Raw genomic sequence first — 13,118 nt, 5'->3', positions numbered from 1 at the left:
GAGGGGCGGTCAAACAGGGACGATTGGCGTTTTATCCCGAGGTCGCAACTGAAGGCTTTGGCCGATCGCAATGGAGTTGCGGGACTTCATTGTGCCTGACGCCAATGGGCGACGGCTCGTGGTCTTGGAGACTCAAGGTCATGACACCTGTGACGAACTCCGCCGCCGGGTCCGGTGCGGCGGACGGCATGCCGCCCGGTGAAGCAGCCCGCGTCGCCTGGGAGGGCGTCGCCGAAGGCGCGGCCCGTACCGCCGGGGTCACGGTCAGTACCGTTCACGACGTGGCCGGTATCCGTGCCGTGGCCGACTTCTTCGCCGATGTGTGGCAGATGCCACGCGCCACCCCGCCCTACCCCTCGGAAGTGCTGCACAGCCTGGTGCACGCAGGTGGCGCGGTGCACGCGGCGTACTCGGCCGGGGCGCGGGGCGAACGGCTCGCCGGGGCGGCGGTGGCGGTGTTCGGGCCGCCCGCCGAGCTGGACGTGTACTCGTTCGTGGCTGCGGCGAGCGCGTCCGGCCGTGGTGTCGGCCTCGCGGTCAAGCAGGCGCAGCGGCTGTGGGCCCTGGAACGGGGTGCCACCACGATGCGCTGGACCTTCGACCCGCTGGTCAGCCGCAACGCCCGCTTCAACCTGGTCAAGCTGGGCGCCGTCGGCAGTGAGTACCTGGTCGACTTCTACGGCCCGATGAGCGACGGCGTGAACAGCGGGGACGAGAGCGACCGGCTGACCGTCGCGTGGGACTTGGTGAGCGGAACCGCGCGAAAGGACGACCCGGCCGAGGGCCGCCTCGCCGCCGATGTCGTTCGCCGGGCACCGGACGGGGGCCCGCTCGCCCTGCGCGGCGCCGACAGGCTGTGGTGCCGCGTGCCCGAGGACATTGTCGCGCTCCGCGCCGCTGACCCGGCGCTCGCGCTCGACTGGCGGCACGCTGTGCGCGAAGTCTTCACGGAGACGTACGCCGAGGGCCTGCGCGCGACGGCCATGTCCCGCGACGGCTGGTACCTGCTGACTCGCCCGTCCCCCGATCTCCCATCTGCTTCCGAGGAGCGGAAATGAAGCTCGAACGCGTCGAACTACTCCATGTCGCCATTCCGCTCGTCACCCCGTTCCGTACCTCCTTCGGGACGATGACCACCAAGGACACCTTCCTGCTGCACGTGGTGACCGACGAGGCCGAGGGCTGGTCCGAGTTCGCCGCCGACCCGCAGCCGCTGTACTGCTCGGAGTTCGTCGCCGGCGCCGAGACCGTCATCCGGGACTTCCTGCTGCCCCGCGTCGCCGCCCTGCCCGAGCCGACGACCGCGGCCGTCGCCCCAGCCCTGGCAGCCGTCAAGGGCCACGAACTCGCCAAGGCAGCCCTGGAAACCGCCCTCCTGGACGCCGAACTGCGCGCCTACAGGATGTCCCTCGCGACCTTTCTCGGCTCGGTTCACGAATGGGTGCCCGCCGGCGTCTCGGTCGGCATCAAGGACTCGCTGTCCGAACTGCTCGACGACGTCGAGCGGTACCTCGAAGAGGGCTACCTCCGCATCAAGCTGAAGATCGAACCGGGCTGGGACGTCGAGCCGGTGCGCGCCGTGCGCGACCGCTTCGGTGGCGAGCTCCCGCTCCAGGTCGACGCCAACACCGCCTACACGCTCGCCGATGCCGAGCACCTGCGGAAACTCGACGACTTCGGGCTGCTGCTGATCGAGGAGCCGCTGGAGGAGAACAACCTCCACGCCAATGCCCGGCTCCAGAAGCGTCTGGCCACTCCGGTCTGCCTCGACGAGTCGATCCACTCCGCGCGCGACGCGGCGTCCGCGATCGCGATGGACGCCTGCCGGGTCGTCAACGTCAAGCCGGCCCGCGTCGGCGGCTATCCGGAAGCCCGTCGTATCCACGACGTGGCCGCCGCCCACGGCGTGCCGGTGTGGTGCGGCGGCATGCTGGAGACGGGCATCGGCCGCGCGCCCAACCTGGCGCTCGCCGCCCTCCCGGGCTTCACCCTGCCCGGCGACACCTCCGCCTCCAGCCGCTACTTCGCCGAGGACATCACAGAACCGTTCGTCCTTCAGGACGGCCACCTGCCAGTACCAACTGCCCCGGGCATCGGCGTCGACCCCTTGCCGGACGCGCTTGCCCGGTTCACGACGGGGACTCGGGAGTTGTACGCGGGGCGGAATTGATCAGGCGACGGCCGTGACGGGGCGCAGGGCGGGTCCGTGTGGCTGGCAGCGGTCGCCGAGTGCGATGACGGGGCCAAGACATCCGACCGGCACGCCAACGACCACGCCGTGCGTTTCATTCCGGTCGGCCTCCACATGCACAAGTCCGACGTCGACCGGATGTACTTCTACGCAAGGGCAGCAGGAACATTCCGCTGGTCGTCCAGCTCGTGGGCGGCCGGCTCACGGAGGCGGGCCGCCGCATCGGGCGGTTGCACGGATGGCTCGCGGACACCCGGGTGGCGTAGCCGAAACCGGGGGAGAGAGGCGGCACTTGAAGCACCCGGACCGCGCTGCCGAACCGGGGACCCGTCACGGCCGTGCGTGTTCCCCCAGTGCGCACTGACGCACCAGCTGCGTTTCTTCGACCGGCCGCTCGGCCGGATTCGTATGGCCATGGGCGGCGGGCGCGCAGTGCCCCTGGAGGCGGGAGAGTTCGCCCGCGCAGCGTTGCAGGGCCACCTCCAGCACTTCAGGCATGTTGAGGGTGCCGGTGCCGTCCGGTGGCACGAGCCAGCGCAGGGCGCCCCAGCGGCAGTGCGGGGCGGGAGCGGCGATCCAGGTCCCGGCGCCCAGCAGTCGCACCCCCGTGCCGATCCACACGGTCCGCGGCTCCGGGGGCAGCAGGAAGCCCACATGGCGGCGCCGGGCGTCCAGCAGACAGGGGCCGGGTTCGAGCAACGGCAACTCCTCCAGCAGGTCGGCGACCCGCAGTCCCAGCTGCTCCGGCACGATCAGCACGTCCCAGAACCGTCCGGCCTCCAGCAGCGCGACCCCGGTGCTGCCGTTCTGCCACTCCTGCTTGCAGGCGCCCGGGTCCTCCGACGCCGCTGCCAGCCATTCCATCGAATTCGTCCACTGCGTGAGTGCCATGAGGAGCCTCCCTGTGGTGCGCTGACGCCCGGTTGATGCACTAGTGCACCGGGTGGCGGGTGCCGCGGCCATACGGCGGGAGCTCAATTCCCCGTATGGGGTGAGCGCCCGCGCGCCAAACAGGCAGATAGCAGGGCGTGCGCCCCCATGCCGTCGGAGTACGCCGGAGCCGTTCGAGCGCGCCGGGACCGCCCGGCGCCGCCCACTCCCGCAGCGTCACGGCCCGTACCCGCCGCCCACTCCTCCCGGGGCGCCGCCCGTACGCTGTACGTGCTCGCGTCCCATGCGGCGACCCCGCGGGGCACGTGCCGGGGGCCGGGCGGTCTGTGCGTTGCCTGTGGACGATTGTCACCGTTTTAGGGTGTTTGGTGTGGCGCGCTGGTTCCAGTCGTTTCATAGACCGCCGAGGTTGTGGCCCGCCGCGTCCCGCGGCGTACCCGAGCGGGACCTGGCCGTGCCCACCCGGCTCGCCGCGCTGCGCACCGCACTGGCCAGGATCGGCACCACGCTGGACGAGGGCAAGACCTGCGCGGAGCTGACCCACGAGGCGGTCCGGCAGGTCGGCGGCACGGCTGCCGTGCTGTGGGTCGGCGGCGAGGCCGTGGCCCGGTACGGGACCGTCAAGGGCGACCCCGCGCTGCTGCCGGGCGTCCCGTGGGCCCTGGCCGCGGCGCGGGAGGCGAATGCCCTGGAGGAGGCCGCGTCCGCGATCCCGTACGCCTCCGCCGGCCGGGCCCGACCCGCGCTCTGCGTTCCCCTGGCCACCGACGGACACCCCTACGGCGGGCTGCTGGTCTGCGCCCGCGAGCGGGCACCGTTCACCCCGGCGGAGGCCGAGCTCCTCGGCCTGCTCGCCGAACGCGCCGCCTCCCACATCCGGCACGCCCGCGAGCACGAGCGGGTCAGTGGCATCGTCGGCAACCTCCAGCGCGCCCTGCTCGCCGAGCCCGGCCGTCCGCACCCGAACCTGGACGTCGCCATCCGCTACCTGCCCATCGGGCAGAGCGCCCTGGTCGGCGGCGACTGGTGCGAGACCGTCCGACTGCACTTCGGGCGGACGCTGCTCGTCGTCGGCGACGTCATGGGGCACGGCCTGGAGGCTGCCGTGGACATGACCGCGTACCGCTCCTCGCTGCGCTACATCGCCTCCGCCGACCTGCCCCCGCACCGCGTGCTGCGCCAGCTCGACGACACCGCCAGCGCCGAGGCCGACCGCCGGCCGGCCACCTGTCTGATCGCCCGCGTCGACCCCAACCGGGGCCAGGTCACCCTGGCCAGCGCCGGGCACCTGCCCCCGGCCGTGATCGACGGGCAGGGCCGTACGTCACTGCTGCCGGTGCCGGTCGGCCCGCCGCTGGGCACCGGCCTCGGCGGCTATGAGCCGGCCACCTACCGGCTGGACCCGACCCAGACGCTGGTGCTCTTCACCGACGGCCTCGTCGAGCACCGGGGCGAGGACATCGACCACTCCCTGGACCGGCTGGCCGGCGTCGCCTTCGCGGCCACCGCGGGCGTCGAGGACGTCATCGACACCATGCTCGCCCGGCTCGACGCCCGGCACGCCGAGGACGACGTCGCCGTGCTCGCCGCCCAGCTGCACGACCGCGTCCAGGGCGCCGACGGTCCGGGCACTTGAGCACCGTCGCTCACCAGTCGTCGCCGTCGTACTGCGTGCCCGAGACATACGGGTCGTGTCTGCGTCCCGGCGCCTTGGACGTCGGCGCGGTGGGTGGCAGGCTCGCCTCCAGCAGGGCGTCGCACCACGGGCAGTCGACGGTTTCCTCGGTGTCGTTCCGCTCCACGGGGGCGGCTCCTGTCCTGTTCGAGGGCGGGCGGTGCTCTTCGGGCACGGATGACTCCATACGGGTCATGTCCTCACTCGACTGGGTGGTGGCGAAGGCGTTCGACGTACCACCGGCGTACGCCTCGGCGTTGCTCCGGCATGGACAGCACTGATCCGACGCGGCGCGTCCTCGGCGGCGACGGCGCGCCCAGGTCGTACGTCGTGCCGGCCACCGGCGTCCGGGGCCAGCCGTCGATCTACGCGGCGCTGGTCGCGGAGTGGCGCGCCAAGGGGCGCACCGTTCCCGGGCGCCGTGACATGTCGTGGGACCTTCTCGTGGCCGCGGCCGGCCAAGGGCGGACCGATACCTCCTGGGCCGTCGGCCCGTGCGCCGGGCTGACCCCGGCCATCGGGGCCGGCCCGGCGTCCTACGGGCCCGCCCGGGCGGAGGAGCGCCACCCCGCGACGGCGGAGCGGGACGCCCCCGAGTCGGAGCGCGGGTCCGGCGAGGACCGGCGGGGCCCTCGTGCGGACGGGCAGCCGAGCCCGCCGCCCGAGCGGGTCCCCGCGATCGTCGTTCCCCGGGGCCTTCCCGGGCCGTTGTTCGTGTGGGAGAGCGGCGGTGGGGGACGCGTCGGCGTGGCCGATCCGCTCATGGGCGGCTGACGCCCACCGGGACGGCGAGCGCGCCGCCGGCCTCGCGCAGCGCCAGTCGTACGGCGTCCGGGTCGTACAGAGCGCCGGTTCCGTCGGGCGGCAGCACCCACTCCATCCGCCAGCCGCCGCGATGGTAGGGCGGCGGCACGGCGACCCACGAGCCCCGGCCGGCATGGCGTACTCCGAACCCGGCCCACCCGGTGGCGCCGGCGGGCGGGATGAAGAAGCCGACCCTGCGCGCCCCGCAGTTCATCAGGACCGGGCCGGACGACCGCGGCCGCATGCGTCTGAGGAGATCCAGGGCGCCCAGGCCGAGGCGTTCGGGGACGCTCAGCACGTCCCAGAGGCGGCCGGCCTCCAACAGCACCGCGTCCGCGCCCTGATCCCACTGCCGTAGACACGACCGAGGATCCGCCGCTGCCGCCGCGAGCCACTCCACAGCCTGCTTCCCCATGGCGCGCTGCATGTCCCACTCCCCGCACTCTCGGCTCCGCCGTTCCGCTCAGGGCCCTTCATGCTGGTGGATATTTCTATGCGCCGGAAGGGGTGGCGTGGCCTGGCGTTTGCAGGTGGTTCGTACGACGGTCGCAGGGCTGTTCGGCTCGGGCGGGTCCGCGCCGACGCCCCGGTACCCACGGTGACCTGACGGCATGTCGCCCGTCGCGCCGGTCGTCTGCGTGTAGCTGACGGGTCGACCGATTCAGGCGTTTTACGGTGTATTGATGCGACTCGTGCCTAGATGGGCGCTGCTTTCGTCGGGCTGCGCGCCTGTCGTACTGATCGGTGGGTGGCTCATCGCGGCGCGGCTGGAAGGCCCCGCCTACGACCCCGTCACCCAGACGATCAGCGTCCTGGCGGCCTACGGCGCCGCGGGATTCTGGGTGATGACCACGGCGCTCGCCACCCTGGGCCTCTGCCATCTGGTCACCGCACTGGGGCTGCGGGCGGCCGCCCTTCCCGGGCGGGTGGCGCTGGGCGCCGGGGGAGTGGCGGCGTTCGTGGTGGCCGCGCTCCCACCGCCGAGCAGCGGAGGGTCCCTGCGCCACGGTGCCGTCGCCGGGGTCGGCTTCGCCCTCCTCGCCATGTGGCCGGTGCTGGCCGCCGATCGCCGGGGCACCGGACCCTGGGGGCTCAGACTCGTGCCGTCCATCGCGGCGACCCTGCTCATGCTCGTCAGTGCCGTCTGGTTCATGATCGAGATGCACATCGACGGCGCCGCGGGTGTCGCGGAACGCCTGGTGACCTCGATCCAGTCGCTGTGGCCGTTCGTGGTCGTCGCCTCCTGCCTCCGGTACCGCTACGGCATCGGCCGTTCAGGTGGCAGCCGTTCGAGGTGATCCGCTGTTCGAAGCGGCAGCCGTTCAAGGGGCCCGAATCGGCGGACCAGGTCCGGGAACTCCCCTTCCCCCGGGCCCGACTCCTGTTGCGGTACGCACATCAGGAGGCCCGTGATGAAACAACCCCAGCAGTCCTCTCGCGGGGCGGGCGCGGTGCTGCGCGCACTCGCGCCGCCGCCCGCCCTCTGCGGGTTTCTGCTGCTGCTCGCCCTGATCTTCACGGCGTCGTACGCCGTCGGAGCAGCCTCCGGGCCCGTGGCGCCCGGCATGCACGGGCCGGGGACGAGCGGCAGCGGCGGTTCCGGCGAGGAGGACACCGGCGACATGGGGAACATGGGCGGCACGGACATGCGGCACGGGAGCGGCGGCTGATGGCCACCGAACCGGCACCGCCGATGACCACCACGGACCTGACCGTCGGCGGGATGACCTGCGCGGCCTGTGTGCGGCGGGTGGAGAAGAAGCTCGCCAAGCTGGAAGGCGTGACGGCGACCGTCAATCTCGCCACCGGGCGAGCCAGGGTGAGCCATCCGCCGCACGTACGCCCCGAGGAGCTCGTGGCGACCGTCGAACAGGCCGGATACACGGCCGCCTTGCCCGAGCCGCCGAAGTCCCGTCGGCGCCCGGACGTGCCGGGAGACAGGAATGACGCGGGGCGCGGGGGCGGGCCCGGGGCCGGGTCCGAGGGCGTCCGGTCGGAACGGGAGCGGCTGCTGGTCACCGCGCTGCTCGCGGTGCCGGTGCTCGTGCTGTCGATGGTGCCCGCCTGGCAGTTCCGCAACTGGCAGTGGCTGTGCTTCGTGCTGGCGGCCCCGGTCGCCCTCTGGAGCGCCTGGCCCTTCCATGTGCGTGCCCTGCGCGGGCTGCGCCACTCGACGGCGACGATGGACACGCTGGTCTCCCTCGGTGTCGTGGCGTCCTTCGCCTGGTCGGCGTACGCCCTGTTCCTCGGCGGCGCGGGCGCGCCGGGGATGCGGATGCCGTTCAGCCTGCTGCCCTCCGCCCCGGACGGCGTCGCGCACGTCTACCTCGAAGCGGCGGTCGGCGTGCCCCTGTTCGTGCTGGCCGGCCGGTTCCTGGAGGCGCGGGCACGCCACGGCACCGGTGCGGCACTGCGCTCGCTCGCCCGGCTCGCCGCCAAGGAGGTGTCCGTACGGGAGGACGGCACCGAACGCCTCGTCCCCATCGAGGAGTTGACGGTCGGGCAGAACTTCGTCGTACGCCCCGGGGAGCGGGTCGCGACGGACGGCGAGGTGTCCGAGGGCAACTCCGCCGTGGACCTGTCGCTCGTCACCGGGGAGAGCGATCCCGTCGAGGTCGGGCCCGGCTCACCCGTGGTGGGCGGCGCCGTCAACGCGGGCGGGATGCTGCTGGTGCGGGCCACGGCCGTGGGCGCGGACACCCAACTTGCCCGGATCACCCGCCTGGTGACGGACGCCCAGGCCGGCAAGGCGCGTGCGCAGCGGCTGGCCGACGCGGTCGCCGGGGTGTTCGTGCCCGCGGTGCTGGCGCTCGCCGTCACTGTGCTCGGGTTCTGGCTCGGGGCGGGGGCCGATCCGCAGGCGGCGATCACCGCGTGCGTGGCCGTCCTGGTCGTCGCGTGCCCCTGCGCGCTGGGCCTGGCGACCCCGACCGCGCTGATGGCGGCCACCGGACGCGGCGCGCAGCTCGGCGTCCTGATCCGGGGCCCGCAGGCACTGGAGGGGCTCCAGCACATCGACACCGTCGTCCTCGACAAGACCGGCACCCTCACCTCCGGGCACATGACCGTCGCCCGTGTCACGGCCGTACCCGGCGGGCTCGGCAAGGACGCCGTGCTGCGGCTGGCCGGTGCCGTGGAGCAGGGCTCGGAACATCCGCTGGGCCGCGCCGTCGTCGCCCATGCCCGCAGGGCCCTGCCGGAAGGGGAGGCGCTGCCCGGGGTACGGGACTTCCGCGCCGAGGCCGGCCGGGGCGTGCGCGGCCTCGTCGAGGGGCGCCCGGTCGAGGTGCTCGCGCCGGGCGAGGGGTTGCCCGCGGCGCTGGCGGACGCCCTCCCGGTGGCGGAGGCCGCAGCGCACACGGCAGTCGTCGTCCACGTCGACGGGGTCGCCGAGGCGCTGATCGAGATCGGGGACGTCGTACGGCCCGGCAGCTACCGTGCCGTCGACCGGCTGCGGCGTCTCGGTGTCCACCCGGTGCTCGCCACCGGCGACCGCGAGGCACCGGCCCGAGCCGTAGCCTCCGCCCTCGGCATCGAGGAGGTGCACGCGCGCCGCACACCCGAGGACAAGGCCGACCTCGTACGGCAACTGCGCGGCGAGGGCCGTCGGGTCGCGGTCGTCGGCGACGGCGTCAACGACGCGGCGGCGCTGGCCGGCGCGGACCTCGGCATCGCCATGGGCACCGGCACGGACGTGGCGATCGGGGCCGCCGACGTCACACTGGTGCGCGGTGACATCGAGGCCCTCGGCGACGCGGTCCGCCTCGCCCGACGCACCCTGGGCACGATCCGCGCCAATCTGCTGTGGGCCTTCGGCTACAACCTGGTGACCGTGCCGCTCGCCATGGTCGGCCTGCTCAACCCCATGGTCGCCGCCGTGGCCATGTCGGCGAGTTCCCTGCTCGTGGTCGGCAACAGCCTGCGGCTGCGGGCCTGGCAGCCGGCAGCGGGCCGCCGCGGTGAGCGAGCAGGGGCACGAGGCCGAGCCGGAGCACAGGGCCGCACGCCCGTCGTCGCAGGAGGACGTACCCGATGACCGTGTCCACGGCCGAACGGCCGGCCGACCCCCGGGCCTGGCGCCCGACCCGCCGTCGGATCACCGACGGCCTGCTCGCCGCGCTCGCCCCGATCGCCGCGTGCGGCGTCGCCCTGGGCGGCCTGACCACCTGGGTCGGCGCGGGCAACGCGGGCAGCCCCGCGCGGATCACGGTCACCGACGGGAGGGTCTTCCTGCCGTACGGCGACGTCCGGGACACCGCGGCGTTCTTCCGGATCGCCAACTACGGCGGCTCTGACGACCGGCTGCTGAAGGTGACGTCCTCCGCGGTCCGCGGCGAGGCGACGCTCAGCCGGCACCGCATGGCCGGTGACAACGCGGCGTCCGCGCGGACGGTGGAATCGGCCGGCGTCCCGGCGGGCGGCGGCCTCACCATGTCCCCGTTCGGACTCGATGTCACACTGCGGGCCGATCCGGAGTGGGTGGCGGGCACATATGTGCCGTTCACACTGCACTTCGAGCAGGGCGGGCGGATCGAGGTGCAGGCGAAGGTGGTCCGTCCCGGCGAGGCCGGCTGAGGGTGGCCCGCACCTTCACCTGTCGGCCGGCGTGCGTGCCCGGTTCCCTCCTGCCGATGTGTCCTGTATCACTCTTCTGGGCTTGAGTGCGGGACGGGGGTGTTGTGCGTACCCACCCGTGACGAGTGGGCCCAGGATGCGAGGATGAGGGCCGTCATGACTGCTGGGTGGGGTGTGCGCACGATACGGGCCGCGGTGTTCGCGTCCGTCTGTGTGCTGCTCGCCGCCCTCGGCCACGTACTCATGTCGGGCCGGGCCGTCCCCTGGTGGACGCTGGCCGCCGGTGTCGTCCTCACGGGCGGCGCGGGCTGGTGCCTCGCGGGCCGCGAACGGGGGCTCCCCCTGGTCGTGTCCGTCGTGGTCGCCGCACAGGGCGGGCTGCACTCGGCCTTCGAGTTCGCGCAGTCCTCCACCACCACCGCGCACGACATGGGTTCCATGTCCACGCACGGGGGCTCCATGGATCCCATGTCCATGGACGCCATGAGTTCCATCGGTTCCATGGGTTCCACCGGCTCCATGTCCATGGGGCACATGGGGATGGAACACATGGACATGGGCCACGACATGGGCGTCACATCCTCGTTCGGCATGTTCGCCGCCCACACCCTCGCCGCGCTGCTGTGCGGCCTGTGGCTCGGTCACGGCGAACGCGCCGCGTTCCGCATCCTGCGGGCCGTCGCCGGCTGGCTGGCCGCCCCGCTGCGGCTGTCGCTCGTCCTGCCGACGCCACCGCACCGCCCACGTCTGCGTCCGCGCCGCGGGCGCTCGGACCGGGCGCCGCGGCTGCTGCCGCTCGTCCACACGATCACCTCTCGGGGTCCGCCGGCAGGGATCGCTGTCAGCTGAGACAGCCGGTTCCCCGAGGCACGCGACCGTGCCTCGGGCCGCGGCCGTACCTGCCGTACGGCCGAATCCCTTGCTTCCCCGGACCCGTCCGGCGCGGTGTACCCGTACGTCGCACACCGCCGTGCCCAGGCGCCCGGCGGTGACGCCGTCGTACCCGCCTCCGTGCCGGAGTCCGGACTACCGAGAAGGAACCAGGTGATCACTCCTGCTCTGCCGACCTCGCGCCCGACCCGCGTGAGGCACACGAAGGCGGACGACAAGGCGGACATCAAGGCCGGCAACAAGGTGGAGGCCACCGCCACGGCGGTCTCCCGTGACGAGTCGACGACCGCGTGGGCGCTGGCCGCCGGCGGTGGTGACGCGGACGCGACCGATCGTTTCGTCCGCTCGCTGCACCGCGACGTCGTGCGCTACGTGGCGCATCTGTCCGCCGATCCGCAGGCCGCCGACGACCTGGCACAGGACACGTTCCTGCGGGCGCTCGGCAGCCTGCACCGGTTCGAGGGCCGTTCCTCGGCGCGGGCCTGGCTGCTGTCCATCGCGCGCCGCGCGGTGATCGACAGCCACCGGTACGCGGCCGCCCGGCCCCGGCTGTGCGACACCGACGACTGGACGCTGGTCGCGGAACGCGCCCAGCCGACCGGGCTGCCCGGTTTCGACGACGGCATCGCGCTGCTCGACCTGCTGGACGCGCTGCCCGACGAGCGCCGCGAGGCGTTCGTCCTGACCCAGATGGTGGGCCTGCCCTACGCGGAGGCCGCCGAGATGAGCGACTGTCCCGTCGGGACGGTCCGCTCGCGCGTGGCCCGTGCCCGGGCGACCCTCGTCGAGCTGCTGGCGGCGGCCGAGACCACGGTCACGGACGACGCCCTGGCTCTCGGCGAAGCGCCAGTCGCGGCGCCGGCAGGGGCGGCGCCCGTCGTCGCGCTCGCCGAACCGGCCGTCGTCGCGGCCTGACCCGGAACCCGGTGTCGGATCCCACTCCCGGGAACCGACACCGGGTTCGCCCCGACTACTGGATCGGGCGGCGGAGATCCGCCCCGTGCGACCAGTGGATCAGGGGAGTTCTCGATGCGTTCTCGTGTGGGGCGGGCCATGACGGCCGCGGTGCTCGGCGGCCTGCTGGCGACCGGCTGCGGAAGCGGGAGCGACGAGAAAGCGAGCTCCGCCGCCGGCAAGGGCGACTCCCCGGACCCGGTGACCGTCACCGACTGCGCCGGCGCCGAGACCACCTTCGCCGCGACCCCGAAGCGCATCGTCACCAGCAACGCCTCCAGCCTCGAACTGCTGCTCCGGCTCGGCGCCGGGGACAAGGTCGTCGGCACCGGCTTCCCGCCCGGCAAGGGCACCCTGCCGGACGAACTCGACGCGCAGGCCCGGCAGGTGAAGATCCTCAGCGAGACCGTGATCCCGAAGGAGAAGCTCCTCGGCTCCGGAGCCGACCTGTACATCGACACCTTCGCCTCGATGAACATGGGCGGCGGCATGGGGGACGCGCCGACCGAGGCCGAGTTCAAGGCCGCCGGCATCCAGCACATCTTCCTCAAGTCCACGGCGTGCGCGGCTCAGAGCAAGAGCCCGGTCACCGACCTGTCCGCCGTCGAGGACGACATCACCTCGCTCGGTGCCGTCACCGGCACGAGTACCAGGGCCGCGGAACTCGTCGCCGGGATGAAGGAGAAGGTGGACGCCGTCCAGAAGACGGTCGGCGGCACGCCCGAGCGGAAGCGGCCCACGTACTTCTTCTTCGACTACGACGCCGGCACCAAGCAGCCCATGGCCGTCTGCAACCGCCAGGTCGCCAACGCCGTCATCACGCTGGCCGGGGCACGCAACGTCTTCGCCGACTGCGACGGTGACTACAAGCAGGTCGGCTGGGAGGACGTGATCGCGAAGAACCCGGACTGGATCCAGCTCGCGGTGCGCGACCGGGGCAGCGAGGCCGCCAACGCCAAGGCCTACGACGAGGCCCGCACGTGGCTGGAGACGAACGCCGCGACCAAGGGCCTGAAGGCCGTCGAGGAGGGCCGGTTCCTGCGCATCGGCTCCGAGCGCACCACCATCGCGGGGGTCGCCAACGCCGACACCGTGGAGAAGATCGCGAAGACCCTGTACCCCGGCAAGGTCGGCTGA

At 73.0% G+C, this 13,118-nt stretch carries 14 protein-coding genes; 11 read left to right on the top strand and 3 right to left on the bottom strand.

Annotated elements, in window-relative coordinates:
- Window positions 1–140: 140 nt before the first annotated feature.
- Together PGH47_RS05500 and menC are read left to right on the top strand one after the other, a co-directional pair.
- Window positions 141–1,058, top strand: a complete 918-nt coding sequence (locus PGH47_RS05500) for a chorismate synthase (protein WP_271662502.1) — start codon at window positions 141–143, stop codon at window positions 1,056–1,058.
- Window positions 1,055–2,170, top strand: a complete 1,116-nt coding sequence (menC, locus tag PGH47_RS05495) for an o-succinylbenzoate synthase (protein ID WP_271662501.1) — start codon at window positions 1,055–1,057, stop codon at window positions 2,168–2,170. The genes PGH47_RS05500 and menC overlap by 4 nt, the downstream gene beginning before the upstream one ends.
- A gap of 351 nt (window positions 2,171–2,521) precedes the next feature.
- Here menC and PGH47_RS05490 read toward each other — a convergent pair whose 3' ends face one another.
- A complete protein-coding gene (locus PGH47_RS05490) occupies window positions 2,522–3,082 on the bottom strand; it encodes a hypothetical protein (protein ID WP_271662500.1) in 561 nt (186 codons plus the stop codon).
- Window positions 3,083–3,536: 454 nt separating this feature from the next.
- Between PGH47_RS05490 and PGH47_RS05485 the strand changes: the two genes are divergently transcribed.
- Window positions 3,537–4,718: a PP2C family protein-serine/threonine phosphatase gene (locus tag PGH47_RS05485; RefSeq protein WP_271662499.1), complete on the top strand. Its 1,182-nt coding sequence runs from the start codon at window positions 3,537–3,539 to the stop codon at window positions 4,716–4,718.
- Between the two features lie 10 nt (window positions 4,719–4,728).
- Here the strand turns inward: PGH47_RS05485 and PGH47_RS05480 are convergent, their stop codons facing one another.
- Window positions 4,729–4,884: a hypothetical protein gene (locus PGH47_RS05480; protein ID WP_271662498.1), complete on the bottom strand. Its 156-nt coding sequence runs from the start codon at window positions 4,882–4,884 to the stop codon at window positions 4,729–4,731.
- Between the two features lie 140 nt (window positions 4,885–5,024).
- On the opposite strand from PGH47_RS05480, the gene PGH47_RS05475 reads away from it, so the two are divergent.
- On the top strand, window positions 5,025–5,531 hold the full coding sequence (locus PGH47_RS05475; RefSeq protein ID WP_271662497.1) for a hypothetical protein: 507 nt from the start codon (window positions 5,025–5,027) through the stop codon (window positions 5,529–5,531).
- On the opposite strand, the gene PGH47_RS05470 is transcribed toward PGH47_RS05475, so the two are convergent.
- Window positions 5,518–5,988 carry a hypothetical protein gene (locus tag PGH47_RS05470; protein ID WP_271662496.1) on the bottom strand — a complete coding sequence of 157 codons (471 nt, stop codon included), beginning with the start codon at window positions 5,986–5,988 and terminating at the stop codon, window positions 5,518–5,520. The two genes, PGH47_RS05475 and PGH47_RS05470, sit on opposite strands and share 14 nt — an antisense overlap.
- Before the next feature lie 256 nt (window positions 5,989–6,244).
- Between PGH47_RS05470 and PGH47_RS05465 the strand changes: the two genes are divergently transcribed.
- From PGH47_RS05465 to PGH47_RS05435, 7 genes are all read left to right on the top strand, one after another.
- Window positions 6,245–6,859 (top strand): DUF998 domain-containing protein, encoded by a 615-nt coding sequence (locus tag PGH47_RS05465; RefSeq protein ID WP_271662495.1) that lies wholly within the window; start codon window positions 6,245–6,247, stop codon window positions 6,857–6,859.
- Window positions 6,860–6,973: 114 nt separating this feature from the next.
- Window positions 6,974–7,231 carry a hypothetical protein gene (locus tag PGH47_RS05460; RefSeq protein WP_271662494.1) on the top strand — a complete coding sequence of 86 codons (258 nt, stop codon included), beginning with the start codon at window positions 6,974–6,976 and terminating at the stop codon, window positions 7,229–7,231.
- A complete protein-coding gene (locus PGH47_RS05455) occupies window positions 7,231–9,597 on the top strand; it encodes a heavy metal translocating P-type ATPase (protein ID WP_271662493.1) in 2,367 nt (788 codons plus the stop codon). The genes PGH47_RS05460 and PGH47_RS05455 overlap by 1 nt, the downstream gene beginning before the upstream one ends.
- Window positions 9,594–10,136 carry a copper chaperone PCu(A)C gene (locus tag PGH47_RS05450; protein WP_271662492.1) on the top strand — a complete coding sequence of 181 codons (543 nt, stop codon included), beginning with the start codon at window positions 9,594–9,596 and terminating at the stop codon, window positions 10,134–10,136. Before PGH47_RS05455 ends, PGH47_RS05450 begins: the two co-directional genes overlap by 4 nt.
- 156 nt (window positions 10,137–10,292) lie before the next feature.
- Complete coding sequence (locus PGH47_RS05445) at window positions 10,293–10,985, top strand: hypothetical protein (protein WP_271662491.1); 693 nt, start codon at window positions 10,293–10,295, stop codon at window positions 10,983–10,985.
- Between the two features lie 195 nt (window positions 10,986–11,180).
- Window positions 11,181–11,942: a sigma-70 family RNA polymerase sigma factor gene (locus PGH47_RS05440; RefSeq protein WP_443048471.1), complete on the top strand. Its 762-nt coding sequence runs from the start codon at window positions 11,181–11,183 to the stop codon at window positions 11,940–11,942.
- A gap of 114 nt (window positions 11,943–12,056) precedes the next feature.
- Window positions 12,057–13,118 (top strand): ABC transporter substrate-binding protein, encoded by a 1,062-nt coding sequence (locus PGH47_RS05435; RefSeq protein WP_271662490.1) that lies wholly within the window; start codon window positions 12,057–12,059, stop codon window positions 13,116–13,118.

It is taken from the genome of Streptomyces sp. HUAS 31 (assembly GCF_028198125.1).
Lineage (GTDB): Bacteria > Actinomycetota > Actinomycetes > Streptomycetales > Streptomycetaceae > Streptomyces > Streptomyces chartreusis.
The sequence above is the reverse complement of the archived record's forward strand: the minus strand, read 5'-3'. Positions and strand labels throughout refer to the sequence as shown.

What these genes read in the sequence shown, in the direction of transcription:
- PGH47_RS05460 (WP_271662494.1), top strand. Translation starts at nt 6,974, where the DNA reads ATGAAACAACCCCAGCAGTCCTCTCGCGGGGCGGGCGCGGTGCTGCGC.
- PGH47_RS05435 (WP_271662490.1), top strand. Translation starts at nt 12,057, where the DNA reads ATGCGTTCTCGTGTGGGGCGGGCCATGACGGCCGCGGTGCTCGGCGGC.
- PGH47_RS05445 (WP_271662491.1), top strand. Translation starts at nt 10,293, where the DNA reads ATGACTGCTGGGTGGGGTGTGCGCACGATACGGGCCGCGGTGTTCGCG.
- PGH47_RS05490 (WP_271662500.1), bottom strand. Translation starts at nt 3,082, where the DNA reads ATGGCACTCACGCAGTGGACGAATTCGATGGAATGGCTGGCAGCGGCG.
- PGH47_RS05450 (WP_271662492.1), top strand. Translation starts at nt 9,594, where the DNA reads ATGACCGTGTCCACGGCCGAACGGCCGGCCGACCCCCGGGCCTGGCGC.
- PGH47_RS05475 (WP_271662497.1), top strand. Translation starts at nt 5,025, where the DNA reads ATGGACAGCACTGATCCGACGCGGCGCGTCCTCGGCGGCGACGGCGCG.
- PGH47_RS05465 (WP_271662495.1), top strand. Translation starts at nt 6,245, where the DNA reads ATGCGACTCGTGCCTAGATGGGCGCTGCTTTCGTCGGGCTGCGCGCCT.
- PGH47_RS05455 (WP_271662493.1), top strand. Translation starts at nt 7,231, where the DNA reads ATGGCCACCGAACCGGCACCGCCGATGACCACCACGGACCTGACCGTC.
- PGH47_RS05470 (WP_271662496.1), bottom strand. Translation starts at nt 5,988, where the DNA reads ATGCAGCGCGCCATGGGGAAGCAGGCTGTGGAGTGGCTCGCGGCGGCA.
- PGH47_RS05500 (WP_271662502.1), top strand. Translation starts at nt 141, where the DNA reads ATGACACCTGTGACGAACTCCGCCGCCGGGTCCGGTGCGGCGGACGGC.
- menC (WP_271662501.1), top strand. Translation starts at nt 1,055, where the DNA reads ATGAAGCTCGAACGCGTCGAACTACTCCATGTCGCCATTCCGCTCGTC.